Raw genomic sequence first — 21,839 nt, 5'->3', positions numbered from 1 at the left:
CTGATCATGGTCGGGTCACTCCCTGTTTTCGATGAGCGCCCAGCACCAAAAGCTTGGATCAAGGAGCAGGACTGGGGAGCGAAGTGCGTGCCCCGGCCCCGCTCCGGGCGCGCTGCGGCCCTGCCCCAGCCCCGTAGCGCGCCCGGTGCGGACGCCTGCGATGCTGGAACGCCTCAGCGCAGGCGAACAGCACCATCCAGAAGGGCGAATCATGAAGTTCCGGGTTGAACGGGACGACTTCACCGATGCCGTGGCGTGGACGGCGCGCACGTTGCCGACCCGTGCGACCTCACAGCTTCAGGTCCTTGCTGGGCTTATGCTGGATGCGACCGGTCCATCACTGAAGGTCTCGGCCTTCGACTACGAGGTGGCAGCGCAGTGCGGGGTGACGGCAACGATCTCCGAAGAGGGCCGGGCGTTGGTGTCCGGCAAGCTCCTCGCCGAGATCACCCGAGCTCTTCCCTCGGCACCGGTCGAGTTGGCGACCGACGGCGCGCGCGTGGTGCTCACCTGTGGTAACGCACGGTTCACCCTTCCGACCATGTCGGTTGATGACTACCCGACATTGCCACCGATGCCGGCGGCGACCGGCCACATTGAGGGAGCCGCGTTTGCCGGGGCGGTGTCCCAGGTCGCGGTGGCCGCGGGCAAGGACGACACGCTGCCGGTGCTCACCGGCGTCCGCCTCGAGATCAACGGTGAGATGCTCATCTTGGCCGCTACGGACCGTTACCGGCTGGCCGTTCGCAAGATGAAGTGGCGTCCCACCGCGGTTGACGTCGAGGGTGTTGCGATGGTGCCGGCGCGTACTCTGAGCGATACCGCCAAGGCGTTGTCGGGCTCCGGGGCGGAGGTCGCGATCGCGCTCGGATCGGGTCCGTCCGGGGAGGCCCTCGCCGGGTTTACCGGTGGTGACCGGCAGACCACGACCCGCTTGGTGGACGGTTCCTTCCCGCCCTATCAGCGGTTGTTGCCCGACAGCTCACCGCTGACCGCGCAGATTGAGATCTCTCCGTTCGCCGAAGCTGTGAAACGCGTCGCGCTGGTTGCCGCACGTACCGCTCCGGTCCAGTTGAGCTTCTCTGCCGAGCACCTGGTCCTCGAGGCCGGCGCCGGCGGCGAGGCGCAGGCCCGGGAGACGTTGCCGATCGGCTACGACGGACCGGACCTGTCCATCGCGTTCAACCCGACGTACCTGCTCGACGGTCTGAACGCGGTGGAGTCCGACGTGGTGTACATCGGTTTCGCGAGCGCTGACGATGCGGATGAGGCCGCCAAAAAGCCCGCGATCCTCACCGGCAAGGCACCCGACGACGGTGAGGTCCCCGACTACCGCTACCTGCTCATGCCGATCCGGCTGTCCGGGTGACGTGCATCTCACGCACCTGTCGCTGGTGGACTTCAGGTCCTATCCCGCGTTGGATCTTCAGCTCGCGCCCGGGGTGACCACGTTCGTCGGCTCCAACGGGCAGGGTAAGACCAACCTGTTGGAAGCCGTCGGCTACCTGGCTACCCTTAGTAGTCACCGCGTGGCCTCGGATGCGCCGCTCGTTCGCGAGGGCGCGGCGAGCGCGGCATTGCGCGCGCGGATCGTGCGGGGCGACCGGGCCGCACTGGTGGAGATTGAGATCATCCCGGGCCGGGCGAACCGGGCCCGGCTCAACCGGGCTCCGCTTGCCCGGCCCCGCGACGTCCTGGGATTGCTGGTCATGGTGCTCTTCGCCCCGGAGGATCTTGCGTTGGTCCGGGGCGATCCGGCCGAGCGCCGGCGGTTCCTCGACGATCTGCTGGTCGCCCGGGCGCCGCGGTTGGCCGGTGTGCTCGCCGACTACGACAAGGTGTTGCGCCAGCGGTCGACGCTGTTGCGGACGGCCGCGGCCGCGCGCCGCGGCGGCCGGACGAGCGATCTGCGCACCCTGGACGTCTGGGATGCCCAACTTGCCCGGTACGGGTCTGAACTGGTAGCGGCGCGGGGCGCGCTGGTCGAGGCGTTGCAACCCAGAGTGGAAACCGCCTACTCGGCCGTGGCCGCAGCCCCGGCCGTCTCCCCGGCCGCCCCGGTCTCCGGTGCCCGAGACGACGTGCGGACGGACAGGGCACTGACCGCCATCGAATACCGCTCGACCGTCGCAGCCGGAACGTCCGACCAGGCCGTGGGCGGTCCTGGCCCGGGCGGTCCCGTTCCGGGCGAGCCTGTCTCCACCGACCGGGCTGTGCTGGAGGCGGCGATGCTCACCGAGCTCGCCCGGGTCCGGCCGCGCGAGCTCGAGCGCGGGGTGACCCTGGTCGGCCCACATCGCGACGAGCTGTTGCTGTCCATCAACGGTCGGCCGGCGCGGGGGTATGCGAGCCACGGCGAGTCGTGGTCGCTCGCGCTTGCACTCAAATTGGCATCATTCGAACTATTGCGGGATGATCAGCGCGAACCGGTACTATTGCTCGACGATGTGTTCGCTGAGCTTGACGTGAACCGTCGGGCCCGGCTGGCGGAGCTGGTCGCCCCGGCCGAGCAGGTCCTGGTGACGGCAGCGGTCGACGCGGACGTTCCCGCCGCGTTGGCCGGAGTGCGTTTCGAAGTCGCGGACGGGCAGGTGCGCCATGTCGTCGGATGAGCATGCTGGCGCGGGCGAGCTGGCGGCCGGTCCCGCCCCGGTGCGTGGCGCAGACCTCGCCCGCCTCGTTCTCGCTCGGGCCAAGGAGGATGCCCGCGCCCGGGCGTCCGGGCGCGGGCGCGGGCGTGGGCCGGGAGCGCGTGACGGGCGCGGCGCCGGGCAGGTCGACGGTGATGATCCGTCAGGACGGGAGCCGCGGCGTCGTCCACGGATGCCCGGGATGGCCGCACCGGGACGGGAGTGGGCCGAACCGGTCGCGTTCAACGCCGCGGTAGCGCGGATGCTCGCCGAACGCGGCTGGGAGGTCCGCGCGACCGACGCGACAGTTCTCGCCCGCTGGGACGCGCTGGTCGGTCCGGACATCTCCTCGCACTGCTATCCGGTTTCGCTGCGTGATGGCGCGCTCGAGCTGGCCGCCGAGTCAACCGCCTGGGCAACGCAGCTGCGGCTGTTGTCCCGACAACTTTTGGTTACTCTAAGTAAGGAACTTGGGCCGGAAGTGGTACGCCGAATCGTGGTCCGAGGTCCGACCACGCCCAGTTGGCGGCACGGCCCCCTGCATGCGTCCGGCGGGCGCGGTCCCCGCGACACCTACGGCTGAGCGGCCGACGGTAGGTGTGGCCGTTGGTGTCGCCGTAGGTGTCGGGGTCCCCTGGATCGCGCCGGAGGCGCCATCCAGGGGAAGCCGCGTACTGGGGTTCGACGGAAAGCCGTGCGGGGCGCTGCGCGCATGCCAGGGGCCACCCACAGTCTTCCTGGTGGAAGGGCCAGGTAGAATCAGGAGACGCTTCTCGCGTAGTTCGCAGTCGAGGACGAGGGGACATACCGCGTGACCTACGATGCAAGTTCGATCAAGGTTCTTGAGGGTCTCGACGCGGTTCGCAAGCGTCCGGGTATGTACATCGGCTCTACTGGGGAACGCGGTCTCCATCACCTTGTGTACGAGGTTGTGGACAACGCTGTGGACGAGGCGCTCGCCGGCTACTGCGACACGATCAATGTCACGTTGCTCGCCGACGGTGGCGTGCGGTGCGCAGACAATGGCCGTGGCATCCCGGTGGGTGAGCATCCGACCGAGAAGCGTCCGGCGGTCGAGGTCGTCCTGACCACCCTGCACGCCGGTGGGAAGTTCGACGGCAAGTCCTACGCGGTGTCCGGCGGTCTGCACGGGGTTGGCGTGAGCGTGGTGAACGCGCTGTCCACCCGCCTGGAGGTCGAGATCCGCCGCGAGGGCTTCACCTGGTTCCAGCCGTATGCGAACACCCGTCCGGCCGCACCACTGGCCAAGGGCGCGCCGACGAGGAAGACCGGTACGATCGTCACCTTCTGGGCGGATGACACGATCTTCGAGACGACCGACTACAAATACGAGACTCTCACCCGCCGGCTGCAGGAGATGGCGTTCCTGAACAAGGGGCTGACGATCAGCCTGCGCGACGAGCGTCCCGAGGAGCCTGAAGAGGTCACCTACTGCTATACGGGCGGGCTCGTCGACTTCGTCGATCATCTCAACGCCAGCAAGGACCCGATTCACAAGACGGTCATCTCGCTGGATTCCAAGGGCACCGGCATCGAGGCCGAGCTCGCGATGCAGTGGAACGCCGGCTACAACGAGTCGGTCTACACCTTCGCCAACACCATCAACACCCACGAGGGCGGCACCCACGAGGAAGGCTTCCGCGCGGCTCTGACCAGCGCGGTCAACGCCTACGCCAAGGACCAGAACCTGCTCAAGCCGCCGAAGGCCAACGGCAAGAACCCCGACGAGCGCCTGGCCGGGGACGACATCCGCGAGGGCCTGACCGCGATCATCTCAGTGAAGCTGGCGCAGCCGCAGTTCGAGGGACAGACCAAGACCAAGCTCGGCAACAGCGAAGCCAAGCGGTTCGTCCAGGAGATGTGCTATGCGGCGCTGAAGGACTGGCTTGAGGCCAACCGGGTCGAGGCGCGGGCGATCGTCAGTAAGGCGATGGACGCTCAGCGGGCGAGGATCGCCGCTCGCGCCGCTCGCGACCTGACCCGTCGTAAGGGTCTGCTCGGCGGGACAGGCCTACCGGGCAAGCTCGCTGACTGTCAGTATACCGATCCGGAGCGTTGTGAGGTCTACATCGTCGAGGGGGATTCGGCGGGCGGTTCGGCCAAGGGTGGCCGCGATTCGAAGTTCCAGGCGATCCTGCCGCTGCGTGGCAAGATCCTGAACGTCGAGAAGGCCCGGATCGACCGGGTACTGAAGAACACCGAGGTCCAGGCGCTGATCCAGGCGCTCGGCTGCGGCATCCACGACGACTTCGACGCGACCAAGCTGCGCTATCACAAGATTGTGCTGATGGCGGACGCGGACGTCGACGGTCAGCACATCCGGACGTTGCTGCTGACGCTGCTCTTCCGGTTCATGCGTCCGCTGGTTGAGGCCGGATATGTCTTCCTCGCCCAGCCGCCGCTCTACAAGATCAAATGGGGTCGCGAGGACTGGCAGTACGCCTACTCCGACCGCGAACGCGACGGTCTGATCACGCACGGCGTCGAGGCTGGGCGCAAGCTGCCCAAGGACGCGATCCAGCGCTTCAAGGGTCTCGGCGAGATGAACGCGACCGAGCTGTGGGACACCACCATGGACCCGGAGCGCCGCATTCTGCTGCAGGTGACGTTGGACGACGCAGCCGTGGCGGACGATCTCTTCTCCGTCCTGATGGGTGAGGACGTCGACGCGCGGCGCTCGTTCATCCAGCGCAACGCCAAGGACGTCCGCTTCCTCGACATTTAGCCCATATCAAAATAGCCCATATCGCATATCGCATATCGCATATATCGGAAATACTGGACAGTCTGCACCGCGCACGGCTGACCGTCCTCACCACCCCTGTCTGGAAGGACCCGCGTGACCGACGTACTGCCTCCGCCGCCAGGCGATCGGGTTGAACCCATCGGTATCGAAGTCGAGATGCAGCGGTCGTACCTCGACTACGCGATGTCGGTCATCGTCGGCCGGGCGTTGCCGGAGGTCCGTGACGGCCTCAAGCCCGTGCACCGGCGCGTCCTGTACGCGATGTATGACGGTGGCTACCGCCCGGACCGCGGGTACTTCAAGTGTTCGCGTGTCGTCGGTGATGTCATGGGTAACTACCACCCGCACGGCGACTCCGCGATCTACGACACGTTGGTGCGGCTGGCCCAGCCGTGGTCGCTGCGCTATCCGTTGGTCGACGGTAACGGGAACTTCGGCTCACCGGGCAATGACCCGCCGGCCGCAATGCGTTACACCGAGTCACGACTCGCGCAGCTGGCCATGGAGATGCTGCGCGACATCGACCAGGACACGGTCGACTTCGCCGCCAACTACGACGGCCGCTCGCAGGAGCCGACAATCCTGCCCAGCCGGTTTCCCAACCTGCTGGTCAACGGTGCCGGTGGCATCGCGGTCGGGATGGCGACCAACATCCCCCCGCACAACCTGCGCGAAGTGGCTGCCGGGGTGAAGTGGTTCCTGACGAACCCCGACGCGACCGACGAAGAACTGCTCGAAGCGCTGCTCGGGATGATCAAGGGGCCGGACTTCCCCACCTCCGGACTCATCGTCGGCCGCCAGGGCATCGAGGACGCCTACCGCACCGGGCGCGGCAGCATCCGCATGCGGGCCGTCGTGCAGGTGGAGGAGAACAAGGGCCGGACCCAGCTTGTCGTCACCGAGCTGCCCTACCAGGTCAACCCCGACAATCTCGCGGAGAAGATCGCCGAACTCGTCCGGGACAACCGGGTCAGCGGCATCTCCGACATCCGGGATGAGACCTCGGCGCGTACCGGCCAACGGTTGATCATTGACCTCAAGCGGGACGCGGTCGCGAAGGTCGTCCTGAACAACCTGTACAAGCACACCCAGCTACAGGACACGTTCGGCGTGAACATGCTGGCGATCGTCGACGGGGTGCCGCGCACGCTACGGCTGGACCAGATGGTGCGCTTCTACGTCGACCACCAGGTTGACGTGATCGTCCGTCGGACCCGCTACCAGCTGCGCAAGGCCCGCGAGCGCCTGCACGTCCTCGAGGGCCTGCTGATCGCGCTCGACCATCTGGACGAAGTGATCAACCTCATCCGCAACGCCGAGTCGGCGGACGCCGCACGCGGGCAGTTGATGGAGCGGTTCTCCCTGTCGGAGATCCAGGCGGTCGCCATCCTGGACATGCAGCTGCGCCGGCTCGCCGCACTTGAGCGCCAGAAGATCATCGATGAGGCGGCCGAGCTGCGCGCGAAGATCGCCGAACTGGAGGCGATCCTTGCCTCGCCGACCCGGCAACGGGAGATCATCGGCGAGGAGCTCACCGAGATCGTCGACCGGTTCGGTGACGAGCGGCGGACACGGCTCGTCCCGTTCGAGGGCGACATGTCCGTCGAGGATCTGATCGCCCGCGAGGACGTCGTGGTCACCGTCACCCGCGGTGGTTACGCCAAGCGAACGAAGACCGACCTCTACCGGTCACAGCGCCGTGGCGGCAAGGGCGTGCAGGGCGCTGCGCTGCGCGAGGACGACATCGTCGAGCACTTCTTCGTCACGACCACCCATCACTGGCTGCTGTTCTTCACCAACAAGGGACGGGTGTACCGGGCCAAGGCGCACGAGCTGCCCGAACAGGCCCGAACGGCCAAGGGCCAGCACGTGGCGAACATCCTCGCGTTCGGTCAGGACGAGCGGATCGCCGAAGTGATCGCGATCAACGACTATGACGCGGCGCCCTACCTGGTCCTCGCGACCCGGCGCGGGCTGTGCAAGAAGACCGCGCTGGCCGAGTTCGACTCGAACCGGTCCGGTGGGTTGGTCGCCATCAACCTGCGTGACGACGACGAGCTGATCGCGGCCCGGCTCGTGTCCGCGGGCGACGATCTGCTGCTGGTCAGCCGCCAAGCCCAGTCGATCCGGTTCCACGCCGACGACGAGCAGCTCCGCCCGATGGGCCGTGCCACCTCGGGTGTCATCGGGATGCGTTTCGACTCCGACGACGAACTGCTCGCGATGGAGGTCGTGCCGCCGAGCTCGGAAGCCAATCTGTTGGTCGCCACCAGCGGGGGCTACGCCAAGCGGACGTCCCTGGGCGAATATCCGGTGCAGGGACGCGGTGGCAAGGGCGTCCTGACCGCGAAGATCGTCTCCACTCGTGGCGGACTGGTCGGTGCCCTGGTGGTAGGCCAGGACGATCAGCTGTACGCCATCACGTCCAACGGTGGCGTGCTGCGCACCGTCGCACGTGACGTCCGGCGGGCCCAGCGGCAGACCATGGGCGTCCGGCTCATCGATCTGGAGGCCGGCGTCCAGGTCGTCGGGGTGGCGCGCAATGCTGATGCTGACGACAACTCGGACAACGGTTCGACGACCAGTCCCGGCGGGGGAGACTCAGCCTAAGTGGTCGGCGTCGGGCCGGGCATGGCGGGAGATGGACCGTGAGCAGCAGCGATGACGACCGGACCACCCGGTCGCCGGCCTTGCGTGGATCTTCCTCGCCACGGTCGGAGCAGCCCTCTGGCCGGAGCAAGGAGGCCCACGATGACGGGCGGATGTCGGCGGCTTCGGGCGCTGCGCCGGGCTCGCAGGATGACGGCACCCAGGCGCAGCAGGCCCCGTCCGTCGTCCGGGACCTGCGGATGCCACAGGACGCCCCCGGCACGAAGGTGTCACCGCGGGTGACTCCGGGCTCGCCGGCACAACCGGGTAGCTCGCCGGCACAGCCCACCAGGCGGGCAGGCGGGCAGGCCGACGGGCGGGGCACGACTCGGGGCGGTGCCGATCGTCGGGGCGGTGCCGATAGTCCCAAGCCCGCGGCGGATTCGGAGGTTCGCACCGAGCGGCAGAGTCCGACCCGACCGTTCGTGCCGGCGGCTCCGATTCGTTCGACGGTCGTGCCGGGTGCGAACGCCGCGACCGGGCGACCGGTCACCCGACCTGCGGCGGCGAAGGGCCAGGCGACTCCGGCTCCGACTCCGGTGGCGCCGGCTCCGGTGGCGCCGGCTCCGGTGGCGCCGATTCCGGCTCCGGTGGCGCCGATTCCGGCTCCGGTGGCGCCGACGACCAGCGCCGCGCCCGTCGTGGGTGGTACCGGTGTGACAGGGCCGTCGTCATCGCGGTCACCCGCAGGCGCAGGCGCGGCCGGGTCTGCGAGCACTAGATCATCGCGCATCGGGTCGGCGAGTGAGACACCCAGGTCTGATCCGGACACGATGTCCCTGCGCAGACCCACCAAGCCGGTCGGCGGTTCGACGGGTGGCGGCTCCGGGAGCGCTGCTGCCGCCCTCGGCGGCGCGGGCGCGGGCGCGGGCGTGCGCGGCGTGGCGGGCGAAAACGGCAGCCGTGTGGGAGGGTCGGAGCGTGCGAAGGCAGCCGTCGCGGCGAATCCGCCGGCGGACAGCGTTGCCAAGCGATCGGGCGACGAACGTTCCGCGCCTGGTGAGCGCACCGCTTGGACGCCGCCCACCGGCACGATCGCGGCGCCCGGCACACCCGTTGCATCGTCAGTGCCTGGAACATCGTCCGCGCCTGGCGTTTCAGCCGCGCCTGGCGTGCCGCGTGCACCGGCTCGGGAACGGAGCATGAAGGACCCGACGACCGGGCCGATGGTGGGTGCTCCGACCGGACCCTCCGTGGTCCGCCCGTCCGGACAGGGACGCCGGGCCCGGCTGCGCGTCACCCGGGTCAATCCGCTGTCGGTGACCCGGCTGACGTTCGCGTTCTCCCTGTGCGTGTTCGTCGTGCTGATGGTCGCCGTGGCGGTGCTGTGGTTCGTGTTGAACTCGATCGGCGTGTTCGACAGTGTGGTCCACGCGGCGGACACCCTCACCGATGGCGGCAACGGTGGGGTCCGCACCTGGCTGTCGTTTGCTCGGGCCATGGAACTCGGACTGCTCATCGGCGCGATCAACGTGATCCTGATGACAGCGCTGGCGACGCTGGGTGCGTTGTTGTACAACCTGTGTACCGAGATGGTCGGTGGTATCGAGGTCGTCCTCGGTGATCAGTAGATACGGGTGATCAGTACGTACGATGGGCGGGACACGTAGGGACGTGACGCCGAGGTCGGCGTTCACGGCGGGCGCCACGTCAGGTACCGGACGCCATCCGGTACTGTGGAGCCCAGCAAGGACCTGTAGCTCAGTCGGTTAGAGCGCTTCCCTGATAAGGAAGAGGCCGGTGGTTCAAGTCCACCCAGGTCCACCCCTCCTGAGCAGGGCATCAGCCCGAATCTTCATCATCGATCAATGACGATTCGGTCTCACCGTGCACAGATTCGTGCACGGTGTCGTTCTGGGGCGTCTCCGGGGTGCCGAAGATGACGTCCGCGACGATGGTTGCGGCGGCGGCGTCCATGCCGGCGATCACATGGCTGTAGGTCCTCAGCGTGAACGCCACGTCGGCGTGGCCGAGACGCTCGGACACCACCTTGGGATGTACGCCCGACTTCAGCGCGGCCGTCGCATAGCGACCTGATCGATCAGCAGCGAAGCGCCGGCCTCAGCGAGGTGCGGGCCTGGTCGCCGAACACGCCCGGATCTCGCGATGGCCTCTGTTGATCATATCTTCCCCCAGGAAGCCGGGGGCTCCAACAGTTACGGCAACGCGCGGGTGATCTCGCAGTCCTACAACAACCGTCTCAGGCACAAGAAAAAAGCTGGTGCAGCGGTGAAGTAGGACTCAACGGGCTCAGCGGGCGCTGCAGGTCGTTGGCCCGCCACAGGTCGGCGATGAAGTCATGGGACACGACAATGCCCTCGTGTCGCTTCAGGTACTTCGCCATCTCCCGCGACGACCAGTGCGACAGCCCCGACTCCACCGGCGGGCTGCACCGGGTCAAGGCAAGAATCCGGGCACGTACCCGCGGCGCAACCTTCAGCGTGCCAGCCGGCCTCGGAACGTTCTCCAACCCGCCGATTTCGAATTTCTCGTAACGATCCCACCAGAGGTCGGCCAGGGCGCGATCGTCGTAGATCCAGCAGTCCCGCGCGTCGTGCCACACGGCATACACGCACGCGATCCCCAGACGGCGCCACCAGTCCGCCGCGTCCGCGTTGGTGCTGGCCTGGTCCACTAGGGATCAACGCCTTCGGGAAGCTCGGCCTCGCTGCCCATGCGCGTCCCGACGTTCCAGCCTTCGGCCTGGATCCCCTCGACGATGCGCGACGCAACCTGTTCGGCGACCCGGCCCGAGAACGGCGCTCCGCCGGCGTCGTTGTCGCCCGTTCTTGACACCGTCACCACGCCCGGCAAAGTAGGTACCCAGTTCTTGGGTGTCAAGGAGGCCGCCATGGCGTACCACCTGTTCAGCGCCGATGACCACATCATCGAGCCGCCGGACGTGTGGACCGCGCGGCTGCCGGCGAAGTACGCCGATGAGGCCCCCGCACGTCATCGACGAAGACGGGCGCCAGGACTGGGTCTGGGAGGGCCAGAAAATCACGCAGATCGGCTTCAACGCGGTGGCGGGCAAGCCGCAAGAGGAGTGGAACATGGAGCCCGTCCGCTACACGGACATGATCCCCGGCTGCTACGACCCGCACGAGCCTCGAAGGACATGCACGCCGACGGCATCCGCGCCTCCCTCCGCTTCCCGATGGTCATCGGGTTCGGCGGCCGCATCCTCGGCGAGAAGATCGTGACTGCGGCTGGCCTCACCGACGCCGAGACTTACCAGCTGCTGCGCGGCCACGCGATCGAGTGCTTCGGCCTGAGCTGGCTGGGCTTCACCGCGTGACGACTGACGCGAGCACGGCCGAACCCGTCGAACGTTTCCTCCACGCCTACTGGGCCGGTGACGTCTACGCCGCACTGGCCGCGTGCACACCCGGGTTCGTGTGGTTGAACACCGCCCTGCCCAAGCAGCGCCTCGAAGGTCACGAGCAGCTGCGCGCCATGATGGTCGACCTTGCCGGCGGCTTTCCCGAACCGATCGAGACGGGATCCGGTGGTCACCGCACCGTCACGTGGGCGACGCGCGGCGACGAGGTGCTCCATGAGCGCGTCGACTTCTGGACGCTCCGCGGCAAGCGCATGGAGCTGGCCTGCTGCGCGACGTGGGTCGTCGAGGATGGCTTGGTCGCCGAGTGGCGCGACTACTACGACATCGGGGCGTTCCTGCGCCAGCTCGCCGAGGTCGGCATCGAGATGGACACGTCCGCGTGGTGGTAGCCAACCCGAAGCTCGACCGGACGGCGTAACACGGCCAGCTGATGCCGCAGGACGGCGATCTTAACGTCCTTCTCATCGGGTTGACGACCCAAGCCGACCCGACCGAGCAGGCGTCGCACAAGCAGGAACACGACCGTCGACATCACAGCGGTTCATGCTCTCAGCCGGCCATCCGCCCAGCTCACTAACGGGTGTCCGCGCACGCAGGACCCTGCCGTCAAGAATGGTGTCCTTGAGCTCGAGGAACGACATCGTGCGTCTCGCGGCGGCGTTCCTCGTCCTTCTGAACGAGGGCGACGTCGACGATGTACTCCACGCCATGGTCACGCCGGAGTCCCTCAAGACGTGGCTGAGGGAGCTCGACGAGGTGCGCACGTTGCTGGCGGGACGAGGGTTGGCGACTCGCGCTGACTACCCTGCACCGGATGTGGCCTATGTCAAGCTGACGCTGGATCCGGGAGAGACGGTGCGGGCCACGGCGACGGTGCCTGTCGCCGGCGCGGTCATTTTGACACGGCAGCGACGTCCCGAACTCCCCGACATTGCGGACGTCGGGGGCTGGCGGGTACGTGCGGTCGGCGAGCGTGGCCACACCCACACCCACACCCACACCCACACCCAGACGCTGATGTGGACGGGAGAGCGACCGGCCGGGTGGACAGCGTGCCGTCCGGGCCGGGGTGGACGGTGATGCACTGTCCACCGGTGGCGAGGCGTTCACCGGACTGGACCGGACTGTCACCGTCGGTGAGCCGGGCGTGCAGCGGCTCGTCCATCGACCGCCAGGCGGTGCCGGCGACCGGGGTCAGGTCGCGGCCGTCCAGTGCGACGAGCGTGTGTGGTGTGTCGGGGAACCGGACGTCGTAGGGGCGGCCGTCGGCGGTGGGGACGGCGCGGATCGTTTCCCTGGTGCGTAGGTCGCCGTCGTCGGTGAGGTAGCGGATGGTCGTCCGGTACGGCAGCGGACACCCCGGGTGGTCACCGTCCAGTCCAGCGTCCGGGGGAGCAGCGTGGCGGTGACCGCGTGGGCGGGGCTGACGATCCGGTAGCGGTCGGCGGGGTTTTCCAGGCTGTCCAGCACCCAGGACTGCAGCACCCGGGAGCCGGCCAGCGCCCGCCGGTTAGGTTTCCGTTGGCCGGCCGGGAATGTGCACCCGATGGGACGGGGCGGGCCTCCGGCTGTCGTCCGATTCCAGCAGTTCCAGTGGTTCCGGTACCCGGCGGCCGGTCGGTCCGGTGGTGGAGTCCGCCGGTGCGGGCAGGACGGAGCGACCGGACTGGATCGCGGCGTGGACGGTGTCGGGCAGGATCCAGCCGAGGCGGGCTTCCAGGTCCGGGCTGGACACGGTGACCACCATCGCGGTCTGTGCCATCGCCGGGTCCGGGTCGTCGTGCCCGGGTCGTCGGGTCCGGGAACCGGCCGGGTCCACCGTGCCCATCGGGACGGTGCGAGTGTCCCCAGGGCCGACAGTCGCGGCCACCACCCAGACCGTGGATGGTCAGCGTCGACGTCCGTGTCGAGGTCAGTGTCGGCATCCGGGTCGGCGGTGTCTTTGTCCATGGCCTGGATCCAGCCGGCGCCGGACCAGCCCGACCGCTCCGCCACCGCCGCAACCCGCGCCACCGCAGGAACCCGCGCCACCGCAGGAACCCGCGCCGCCGCGGGAACCCGACCCCGTCATCGACGCCGTCGTGTCCGCGGCGGCGCGGCTGCTGTGGGAACCGATCGGGGCCGGTGCCCGCCGTTACCTGCACGGCCGCGGCTTCACCGATCTCCTGCTCGCGGTCAACTGGATCGGTTTCGATCCCGGCCCCCGCCTGCTACCTCGTCCCGACGGTCCAGGCCCGCCCCACACCGCGGTCCCGGTGTCGTCTTCCCGGTCCTCGACCCCGACAGCGGCCGTGCCGGCTACTACCAGCTGCGCTACCTCAACCCGGCCATGGACCGTCGCTACGACCAGCCTGTCCGTGACCGCGCCCTCAACCCGACGGTCGCGTTCCTGTCCACCGTCGAGACACCCCGACCCGGCGTGGTGGTCCTCTGTGAGGGTTTCCCCGACGCGCTCACCGTCGCCCACACGGGCCTGGCCGCCGTTGCCGTCCTCGGTACCGCCCACGCCGGACCCGATGGCGTTGGGGCTCTCACCGGCCGTATCACCGCCCGGTTTCCCGACATGACCACGTTCCTCGTCTGTTTCGACGACGACACCGCGAGCAGGCCCGGCAAGCTCCCGGCCGGGCAGAACGCCGCCGCCAGCCTCGCCGACCGGCTCGCCCACCGGGGTCACCTCGTGGTGACCGTCATGCCGCCCGTCGGGGTGAAGGATCTCAACGACTGGTGGCAGCAGAACCCTGACGATCTCCACCGGACGTTGACCGCCACCGCCGATCACTTCACCGGGTTTCTCCCGCATACCGCTCTACCCAGTTCGACATGGAAAAATCATCCTTGGGGAATGCAGGATGCGGCATGTAGCCCATAAGGCGTCGGTCACGCAGTCTGGGTCTGTCCGGTTCCCGATGATTGTCACGAGTCGGCAATGATTCTGATGCTGTACCCGGGGTGCTATCGATTGCTTCTGGCGGTCATGGGATGCTCGCGATCCGCAGTATGTGTCTTTCGTGATACCTCGGATGGGTCCGGTAGAAGATCGTCGATCGGGGGGCGTATGGACGGCGACGGGCATGATGACGGCTGGACCTGCGACGTGGGTGTTGCGCTGGTCGACCGGGACTCGACCGGGGATGCGGACGCGGACACCGGGGATGACGGGGAGTCCTGGTTGGTGGAGGCCGCCGGTCGGGGTGGCCAGCACCGGCGTACCCGGCGGGCCGCGGTGGTGGAGCGCGGTGAGGAGGCTGTGCGCGCTGCGGTGCGGGCGTTGAGCAGTCAGATCGGTGTGGTCGCCGGGGAGGTGGCCCGCGGTCTGGACGGCCAGGGGCTGGTCGAGGCGGCGCCGGGCCGGTTGGGGGTTGATGCGGTCGAGGTGTCCTTCGGCGTGACGTTGACAGCCGGTTCGGGTCAGGCGATCCAGGCGGTGCTCAGTGTCGAGGGCGAGGCGGCGGTGCAGGTGACGGTGTCGTTGACGCGGCGGCCCGCTGCCGCCGTCGGGGCGTAGGCGGCGGGCGTCGTGCTGGCGGGGGTGGGCCGGCTGCTGGTGGACGGGGAACCCGTCGCGGGTAAGGGCGCGGTGTTCCGTACCGGCTTCGTGATCGACAGCTGTCATGTGCTGACCGCCGCGCACTGCGTGCGGGATGTGGACACCGACGACGCCTCGGTCGGGCGATGGTGGCTCCGACTGCCCTACGAGGATGCTCCCGCCGACCACGGCGAGGACCGCGGTGGCGCGGACGCCGCAGGCCGTCTGCTGGTGCCGCTGCGGGTGGCCGACCGTGACGAGGGCCGGCTGGACGCGGCCGTGCTGCGAGTGGATCCGGACCGGGAGTCCCGGCCTGCGCTCGGGCCAGACCAGCTGGCGGCCGTCCTCGACCGGGTGGCGGTGGCGTTGGACATCACGGTGGACCCGCAGGCGCGGGTGCGGGCCGAAGGGTTCCCGGCCAGCGCCGGAAACCCGAACGGACGGGCCTTCTCCGGGGTCATCAGTGACGGGCACGCCCGCCTGCCCGCCGCCCGCGCCGGCCTGCCCGCCGTCCGCGCCCTGGAGCTCTTCCTGGACCAGGCGGCGGCGGTGTCGCCGGAGGGTCCCGGTGGGCTCAGCGGCGGGCCTGTCATCCAGCACACGGACCAGAAGGCCGGGTCGGATACGGCCGCTGCCGCGTATGCCGCCGTCGGAGTCATCCGCGGCTTCCCCAAAGGGGAGGAGGCGTGGCAGGCCCGGGGCGGGACGGTCTATGCCAGCCGGGTCGACGACCTGACCGGACGATTTCCGGTGGTGGCGGATGCGGTGGCCCGCCGAGCGCAGCAGGTCCTGGACCAGGCGGGCAATCCACGCTCCGGTGCGGCAGGGTCCCTGATCGGACTGTTGCGGGCCGACGCCGCGCTCACCGACTTTCGGGGACGCACGCAGGAACGCGGCCAGCTTCGTGCGTGGTGCGACTCGCCCGCGCCCCGATCGGCCTGGCTGATCGTCGGCTCGGCCGGTCAGGGCAAGACCCGGCTGGCCCGCTGGTTGACCGACCTCGCCGGTTCGGGTGGGTGGCTGACCGCGCTGTTTCGGGGGCCGGGCGATGTGGACCGGCTCGACACGGCGCTGACGGTGGCCGCGCACCTGGGACGCGGTGTGCTCGTGGTGGTCGACTACGCCGCCGAGCACGGGGCGGCCAGCCTGCACCCGCTGCTCGAACGGCTGACCGGCAGTAAGGCGCGGTGGCGGCTGCTGCTGCTGGCCCGTGCCACCGGCGACTGGTGGGACTCCTCCACCGGGGTCCGCCGCACGCTCGAAAACGCCGGGACGGAGGTGCGTGACCCGACGCTGACTCTCACCGCGCTGGAACCGACCGTCGACGGGCGGAAGGACGCCTTCCACGCGGTCGTGGCCGCGCTGCGGGAACCGGTACGGTCCTTCGCCGAGAACCACCGGCTGCCGTTCGTCGCGGATCCGCCCGTTCCGTCGCTGGCCCGGGACGAGTTCGGCGCGGCCCTGATGCTGCACGTCGCCGCGGTCTGCGCGCTGTTGCCGGCATCCCGGCCGGGCGAGGACGGCCACCGGTCACCTGCACAGGAACGTGGTGCGGACCTCCTCGGCCGGCTCCTCGACCTCGAACGCGACAACCACTGGCTCTACCTGGACGTCGGTGGGCAGACGCTCTACCGGCCGACCGAGGAGGCGTTTGGCAGCCTCGCCCAAGGCTCCGACGGCTACCGCACGGTCGAAGCCGCGGTCGCCGCCGCGACCCTGGCCGGCGCCGCGACCCTGAACGAGGCCGTCCTTGTGCTGTGTGCCGCTCTCGACCTCCCCGACCGGCGCCAGGCCACGCGGATCGCCCGCTGGCTGCACGACCTGTACCCGCCCGCGGAGGATCGCAACGGATGGCTGCCGCCGCTGCAGCCGGATCTGCTCGGTGAGGAGCTCGTCGCCCGCGTCATCCGCCAGACGGTGACCGAGGACGGCAACCCGTTAACCACGACGCTGCCGTTTCGGATCCTGCAACAGCCGGCGGGAAGCCAGCCCACCGACGATCAGGTGCGGCGCATGCTCACGGTCCTGAGCCGTGCGGCTCCACGCCACCCCCTTCTTGCCCGCCTCCTCGACGGTGCCGGCGGCCTCGGCGGGCCGTCGGACAGCCCTGTCCTTGCCTGCATCCCGCCCCGGGTTGACCTCGCCCCGGTCGAGGCGGCCCTGCCGCACTCCACCACGTCGCTGGGTGCCTTCGCCGTGCAGCTCACCAGCCACCTCCTCCATCGCCACCTCAGCGCCGCCCGTCCCGACAATCCTGCTGGGCAGATCACTGTCAGGGATGGGGCTGAAGCGGCTCGGCTTCAGAACAATCTGGCGATCCGGCTGTCGGGGGTGGGCCGGCGGGCCGAGGCGCTCGCGCCCGCCACCGAGGCGGTCACCATCCGTCGGCGGTTGGCCGAGGTGGCCCCCGACGCCTACCTGCCCGACCTCGCCGGGTCGCTGACCAATCTGGCGAACCGGCTGTCGGGGGTGGGCCGGCGGGCCGAGGCGCTCGCGCCCGCCACCGAGGCGGTCGACCTCTACCGGCGGTTGGCCGAGGCGGCGCCCGACGCCTACCTGCCCGACCTCGCGATGTCGCTGACCAATCTGGCGAACGTCCTGTCGGGGGTGGGTCGGCGCGCCGAGGCGCTCGCGCCCGCCACCGAGGCGGTCGACCTCTACCGGCGGCTGGTCGAGGCGGCGCCCGACGCCTACCTGCCCAACCTTGCGGCGTCGCTGACCACTCTGGCGAACCGGCTGTCGGAGGTGGGCCGGCGCGCGGAGGCGCTCGCGCCCGCCACCGAGGCGGTCACCATCCGTCGGCGGTTGGTCGAGGCGGCCCCCGACGCCTACCTGCCCGACCTCGCCGGGTCGCTGACCAACCTGGCGGTCCGGCTGTCGGGGGTGGGCCGGCGGGCCGAGGCGCTCGCGCCCGCCACCGAGGCGGTCGACCTCTACCGGCGGTTGGCCGAGGCGGCGCCCGACGCCTACCTGCCCGACCTCGCGATGTCGCTGACCAATCTGGCGAACGTCCTGTCGGGGGTGGGTCGGCGCGCCGAGGCGCTCGCGCCCGCCACCGAGGCGGTCACCATCCGTCGGCGGTTGGTCGAGGCGGCCCCCGACGCCTACCTGCCCGACCTCGCCGGGTCGCTGAACACTCTGGCGCTCGGGCTGTCGGAGGTGGGCCGGCGCGCCGAGGCGCTCGCGCCCGCCACCGAGGCGGTCGAGCTCTACCGGCGGTTGGCCGAGGTGGCCCCCGACGCCTACCTGCCCAACCTTGCGGCGTCGCTGACCAATCTGGCGATCGGGCTGTCGGAGGTGGGCCGGCGCGCGGAGGCGCTCGCGCCCGCCACCGAGGCGGTCACCATCCGTCGGCGGTTGGCTGAGGTGGCCCCCGACGCCTACCTGCCCGACCTCGCGATGTCGCTGACCAATCTGGCGAAGTCGCTGTCGGAGGTGGGTCGGCGCGCCGAGGCGCTCGCGCCCGCCACCGAGGCGGTCGACCTGTACCGGCGGCTGGTCGAGGCGGCGCCCGACGCCTACCTGCCCGACCTCGCCGGGTCGCTGACCACTCTGGCGAACCGGCTGTCGGAGGTGGGCCGGCGCGCGGAGGCGCTCGCGCCCGCCACCGAGGCGGTCGACCTCTACCGGCGGTTGGCCGAGGTGGCCCCCGACGCCTACCTGCCCGACCTCGCCGGGTCGCTGACCAATCTGGCGGTCCGGCTGTCGGGGGTGGGTCGGCGCGCCGAGGCGCTCGCGCCCGCCACCGAGGCGGTCGACCTCTACCGGCGGTTGGCCGAGGTGGCCCCCGACGCCTACCTGCCCGACCTCGCGATGTCGCTGAACAATCTGGCGATCCGGCTGTCGGGGGTGGGTCGGCGCGCCGAGGCGCTCGCGCCCGCCACCGAGGCGGTCACCATCCGTCGGCGGTTGGCTGAGGTGGCCCCCGACGCCTACCTGCCCGACCTCGCCGGGTCGCTGAACACTCTGGCGATCCGGCTGTCGGAGGTGGGCCGGCGCGCGGAGGCGCTCGCGCCCGCCACCGAAGCGGTCGACCTCTCCCGGCGGTTGGCTGAGGTGGCCCCCGACGCCTACCTGCCCCACCTCGCCGCGTCGCTGAACAATCTGGCGGCCTTCCTGTCGGAGGTGGGCCGGCGCGCGGAGGCGCTCGCGCCCGCCACCGAGGCGGTCGACCTGTACCGGCGGTTGGCTGAGGTGGCCCCCGACGCCTACCTGCCCAACCTCGCCGCGTCGCTGAACACTCTGGCGACGTCGCTGTCGGAGGTGGGCCGGCGCGCCGAGGCGCTCGCGCCCGCCACCGAGGCGGTCACCATCCGTCGGCGGTTGGCCGAGGTGGTCCCCGACGCCTACCTGCCCGACCTCGCGATGTCGCTGACCGTGATGGCATTGGTCCTTCGTCGCGTGAAGGGAGAAGACGCGGTCGCAGCGGCTGCTGAAGCGGTGGAAATGTTCGGCGTTCTGGCCGGCCAGCTTCCCGAGGTCTTCGGTCCCCGTTTCGAATATGGTTGCCGTCTCCTGGCTGATCTTCTCGACGACGTGGACCGCGGAGAGGAAGCTGCAGAGATCCGTGGACGACTGGCCGAGGACATGTGATGGCCGTCGAGACGCTCGGTGGCCTCCCTTTCGTGGCCCGCGTTAGGATCGATGATGGTTGGGGGTCGTGTTTCGCGATCGGCGGTGGTCTCGGACTCACTGCCCGACATATATTTGCTCGCCGCAACGAGAGGATCGTGCGGTGCTCGCTGGATGTCGAAGTCCCCGTGCCCGGTGCAGTTCGCTTGGTGCGTGCACATATTCTCGACGACGACCCGGATCTTGATATTGTCCTGTTGGAGTTCGAAGAAATCCCCGCCGAATTCCGCGCCCTGTGCCTTTCTGTGCGGGCTCGTGTATTCGGGCCGGTCGGGCTTTGGGGTTTTCCCCTCGGGGTTCGAAGTCAGGGCATGTTTCCGCTGAGCGGAACCTTGACTGCCGACGGAGGGTCTGGCCGACGCCGAGCAGTTCGACCTGGATCGACCACCATTCGCTGTGTGCGCGCGTCATGGCAGTCGATTGTGCCGGCTCGCCTGGCCCGCGCGGGCAGGGGATGGTGTCTGCCGGCTACGGGATGACCTGTCGGCGGCGACCGTGAGAACGTAGCCGGCGCCTTGGCCGTCCACGTCAATTATCGGGAGGATGGTCGGATGCAGTGTCCGCTGGGTCGGGAGCAGTTCGAGCGGATCGCTGCCGGTCAGCTGACGACTCCCGATGGCATCACCTACACCCGTCGCACGACGAAGACGGCGCGTCGCGTCTGCGATCAGAGGATCGGTGCCGAATCGCCGCTTGTCATCTATTACTGGGCGGCGGGGCAGGTGGACTACGTCGACGGGGCAGACGCGCACCGCCGTTGGCAGGAGGTCCGCAGCGCGGTGACGCAACATCCCCGGTCCGGTGGCGATGTGGCGTACACGGCGGGTATCTGGGTGGACGGCGACGGTCGCGAGATCGTCGTTCTGACCGGGCACTGCTGAGATGATCGGTTCGATGACCGCCATACCTGTGGCGTAAGCGGTCGGGTCGCCGACGGTGGGCTGATTGCGCTATCGGGTCGGGAAGGGTGCGAGGTCCCGTTCCCATTGCTCGGCCGCGTCGCGGATCTCGTCGATCCCGAGGTGAAGGGGCAGGTAGAACGCGCTCCAGTGCCAGCGGGCGTCCTGGGTAGTCCACGGCGGTGTGGCTTCCGCCGACAGGTGCAGGCGGAGGTGCGCTGTGTGTGGGTCCTGGCTGTGCAGGCTGAAGGCGAGGTTCGGCTCGGTGAAGGACAGGACGTCGTCGGCGTCTTCGTCCGGGGCGGGGCAGCGGGTCACCTGCCCGGTGGCGACCCGGTGGAGCCACTGGGCGAGGCCGCGGGCCTCCCATGTGGTCAGGCACGGGTCGGTGAACGACCAGCCGCGTCCGTCGGGCGCTTGGACGTCGCCGCGTACGACGAGCCAGTTGGCATCCCACCTGTCTCTGTCCGTGTCGGATCTCACTGAGTGGAACTGGTAGCGGACGGGGCGCAGCTCGACGGACGCGCCGGTGCGGGAGAGCAGTTTCACGGTGTCAGCGTCGCAGCCCACGGGCCACGGGGGTGCACCGCGGGGCCAGTGCGGATAATTCGGTCGCTGTGTGCGGGGGTGGGGGGCTACGGTCGCCGTGGTCCCCGGCCGCGCCCGCATCCTCGCGGTTCGCGGTCGAGGGCCGCTGTGACGGGCCGTTGCCCGAAGCGTCCACCCACGTCGGCCCGGATCGGCGGGAAGGGATCCGGAATGGTCGAGCTGGCGGTGGAGGCGTCGCGTGCGCGGGTGGTCGCGGCTGCCCGCGCCGACGTTCGGCGCGACGATGACGACAACAAGATCTATTCTTACCTTCTGTGATTCTTGTAGGTCAGCCACGCCGATGTCGATGGCCCTTTGTGCCTTCTTGAGGCAGTCCTCCACCGCGATCCGCCGGTTCCTCGCCACGCCTTCATGCGACGACATGACACTGGCGTCCGACACGATCTATCCCGCCGCCGTAGATGATCTAGTCGGCCGCACCGCGTTCTTCGCCGCCTGTAGGGAGTAGTGTAGGTACGTACCTACACTACATTGGGAGGTGATCGCGATGAGCGTGGTCTCGTCCCGGGAGTTCAACCGCGACGTGAGCGCGGTCAAACGGGCTGCCGCGAGCGGCCCGGTGATCATTACGGATCGTGGTCGGCCGTCACACGTCCTGCTGTCGTTCGCCGACTATCAGCGGCTTACGGACACGGCCGGCAGACTGGGAGACGCGTTCGTCCTGGACGAGGACATCGATTTCGAGCCCGCGCGCCCGCGGGACTCGCTGCGCGAGGTCGACCTGTGAGTTTCCTGCTCGACACCAACGTCATCTCGGAGCTCCGCAAGCCGGCCAAGCGTA

20 protein-coding genes and 1 tRNA gene are annotated in these 21,839 nt (G+C 69.3%); 16 read left to right on the top strand and 5 right to left on the bottom strand.

The window, feature by feature from the left end; all coding sequences use genetic code 11:
• Nucleotides 1-211: 211 nt before the first annotated feature.
• The 7 genes from dnaN to U9977_RS08710 all read left to right on the top strand — a co-directional run bounded on the left by dnaN (nucleotide 212) and on the right by U9977_RS08710 (nucleotide 9,810).
• Entirely contained in the window at nucleotides 212-1,369 is a 1,158-nt protein-coding gene (gene dnaN / locus U9977_RS08740; protein ID WP_322748693.1) for a DNA polymerase III subunit beta, read from the top strand.
• Nucleotide 1,370: 1 nt separating this feature from the next.
• Entirely contained in the window at nucleotides 1,371-2,612 is a 1,242-nt protein-coding gene (locus tag U9977_RS08735; RefSeq protein WP_322748692.1) for a DNA replication/repair protein RecF, read from the top strand.
• Nucleotides 2,599-3,213, top strand: a complete 615-nt coding sequence (locus U9977_RS08730; protein WP_322748691.1) for a DUF721 domain-containing protein — start codon at nucleotides 2,599-2,601, stop codon at nucleotides 3,211-3,213. The genes U9977_RS08735 and U9977_RS08730 overlap by 14 nt, the downstream gene beginning before the upstream one ends.
• A 228-nt stretch (nucleotides 3,214-3,441) precedes the next feature.
• A complete protein-coding gene (gene gyrB / locus U9977_RS08725; RefSeq protein ID WP_322748690.1) occupies nucleotides 3,442-5,376 on the top strand; it encodes a DNA topoisomerase (ATP-hydrolyzing) subunit B in 1,935 nt (644 codons plus the stop codon).
• Between the two features lie 114 nt (nucleotides 5,377-5,490).
• Nucleotides 5,491-8,007 (top strand): DNA gyrase subunit A, encoded by a 2,517-nt coding sequence (gene gyrA, locus U9977_RS08720; protein WP_322748689.1) that lies wholly within the window; start codon nucleotides 5,491-5,493, stop codon nucleotides 8,005-8,007.
• A gap of 1,181 nt (nucleotides 8,008-9,188) precedes the next feature.
• Nucleotides 9,189-9,617, top strand: a complete 429-nt coding sequence (locus U9977_RS08715; protein ID WP_322748688.1) for a DUF3566 domain-containing protein — start codon at nucleotides 9,189-9,191, stop codon at nucleotides 9,615-9,617.
• Between the two features lie 119 nt (nucleotides 9,618-9,736).
• A tRNA-Ile gene (locus U9977_RS08710) sits at nucleotides 9,737-9,810 on the top strand.
• Between the two features lie 18 nt (nucleotides 9,811-9,828).
• Here the strand turns inward: U9977_RS08710 and U9977_RS08705 are convergent.
• The 3 genes from U9977_RS08705 to U9977_RS08695 form a co-directional block, all read right to left on the bottom strand.
• Complete coding sequence (locus tag U9977_RS08705; RefSeq protein ID WP_322748687.1) at nucleotides 9,829-10,005, bottom strand: hypothetical protein; 177 nt, start codon at nucleotides 10,003-10,005, stop codon at nucleotides 9,829-9,831.
• Nucleotides 10,006-10,246: 241 nt separating this feature from the next.
• A complete protein-coding gene (locus U9977_RS08700; RefSeq protein WP_322748686.1) occupies nucleotides 10,247-10,681 on the bottom strand; it encodes a helix-turn-helix domain-containing protein in 435 nt (144 codons plus the stop codon).
• Nucleotides 10,681-10,899, bottom strand: coding sequence for a hypothetical protein (locus tag U9977_RS08695; RefSeq protein WP_322748685.1), 219 nt, complete (start codon nucleotides 10,897-10,899; stop codon nucleotides 10,681-10,683). Before U9977_RS08695 ends, U9977_RS08700 begins: the two co-directional genes overlap by 1 nt.
• A 265-nt stretch (nucleotides 10,900-11,164) precedes the next feature.
• On the opposite strand from U9977_RS08695, the gene U9977_RS08690 reads away from it, so the two are divergent.
• From U9977_RS08690 to U9977_RS08675, 4 genes are all read left to right on the top strand, one after another.
• Nucleotides 11,165-11,344, top strand: coding sequence for a hypothetical protein (locus tag U9977_RS08690; protein ID WP_322748684.1), 180 nt, complete (start codon nucleotides 11,165-11,167; stop codon nucleotides 11,342-11,344).
• Complete coding sequence (locus tag U9977_RS08685) at nucleotides 11,341-11,778, top strand: limonene-1,2-epoxide hydrolase family protein (protein WP_322748683.1); 438 nt, start codon at nucleotides 11,341-11,343, stop codon at nucleotides 11,776-11,778. Before U9977_RS08690 ends, U9977_RS08685 begins: the two co-directional genes overlap by 4 nt.
• Nucleotides 11,779-12,010: 232 nt before the next feature.
• Entirely contained in the window at nucleotides 12,011-12,469 is a 459-nt protein-coding gene (locus U9977_RS08680; protein ID WP_322748682.1) for a hypothetical protein, read from the top strand.
• Nucleotides 12,459-12,695: a hypothetical protein gene (locus U9977_RS08675; RefSeq protein ID WP_322748681.1), complete on the top strand. Its 237-nt coding sequence runs from the start codon at nucleotides 12,459-12,461 to the stop codon at nucleotides 12,693-12,695. Before U9977_RS08680 ends, U9977_RS08675 begins: the two co-directional genes overlap by 11 nt.
• A gap of 204 nt (nucleotides 12,696-12,899) precedes the next feature.
• Here U9977_RS08675 and U9977_RS08670 read toward each other — a convergent pair whose 3' ends face one another.
• Nucleotides 12,900-13,259, bottom strand: coding sequence for a hypothetical protein (locus tag U9977_RS08670; protein ID WP_322748680.1), 360 nt, complete (start codon nucleotides 13,257-13,259; stop codon nucleotides 12,900-12,902).
• Nucleotides 13,260-13,718: 459 nt separating this feature from the next.
• Here U9977_RS08670 and U9977_RS08665 point away from each other — a divergent pair, with 459 nt between their 5' ends.
• The 4 genes from U9977_RS08665 (at nucleotide 13,719) to U9977_RS08650 (ending at nucleotide 20,431) form a co-directional block, all read left to right on the top strand.
• Complete coding sequence (locus U9977_RS08665) at nucleotides 13,719-14,261, top strand: toprim domain-containing protein (RefSeq protein WP_322748679.1); 543 nt, start codon at nucleotides 13,719-13,721, stop codon at nucleotides 14,259-14,261.
• A 186-nt stretch (nucleotides 14,262-14,447) separates the two neighbouring features.
• Nucleotides 14,448-14,897, top strand: coding sequence for a hypothetical protein (locus tag U9977_RS08660; RefSeq protein WP_322748678.1), 450 nt, complete (start codon nucleotides 14,448-14,450; stop codon nucleotides 14,895-14,897).
• Between the two features lie 24 nt (nucleotides 14,898-14,921).
• Entirely contained in the window at nucleotides 14,922-19,511 is a 4,590-nt protein-coding gene (locus tag U9977_RS08655; protein ID WP_322748677.1) for a tetratricopeptide repeat protein, read from the top strand.
• Between the two features lie 590 nt (nucleotides 19,512-20,101).
• Nucleotides 20,102-20,431, top strand: coding sequence for a hypothetical protein (locus U9977_RS08650; RefSeq protein WP_322748676.1), 330 nt, complete (start codon nucleotides 20,102-20,104; stop codon nucleotides 20,429-20,431).
• A 69-nt stretch (nucleotides 20,432-20,500) separates the two neighbouring features.
• On the opposite strand, the gene U9977_RS08645 is transcribed toward U9977_RS08650, so the two are convergent.
• Nucleotides 20,501-20,998, bottom strand: a complete 498-nt coding sequence (locus U9977_RS08645) for a hypothetical protein (RefSeq protein WP_322748675.1) — start codon at nucleotides 20,996-20,998, stop codon at nucleotides 20,501-20,503.
• A gap of 547 nt (nucleotides 20,999-21,545) precedes the next feature.
• Here U9977_RS08645 and U9977_RS08640 point away from each other — a divergent pair.
• Nucleotides 21,546-21,785, top strand: coding sequence for a type II toxin-antitoxin system Phd/YefM family antitoxin (locus U9977_RS08640; RefSeq protein WP_322748674.1), 240 nt, complete (start codon nucleotides 21,546-21,548; stop codon nucleotides 21,783-21,785).
• Nucleotides 21,786-21,839 lie beyond the last annotated feature (54 nt).

This window comes from Protofrankia sp. Cas8 (assembly GCF_963555845.1).
Lineage (GTDB): Bacteria > Actinomycetota > Actinomycetes > Frankiales > Frankiaceae > Protofrankia.
Note: the sequence above shows the minus strand (reverse complement) of the source record. Positions and strands in the feature narration are given on the sequence as shown.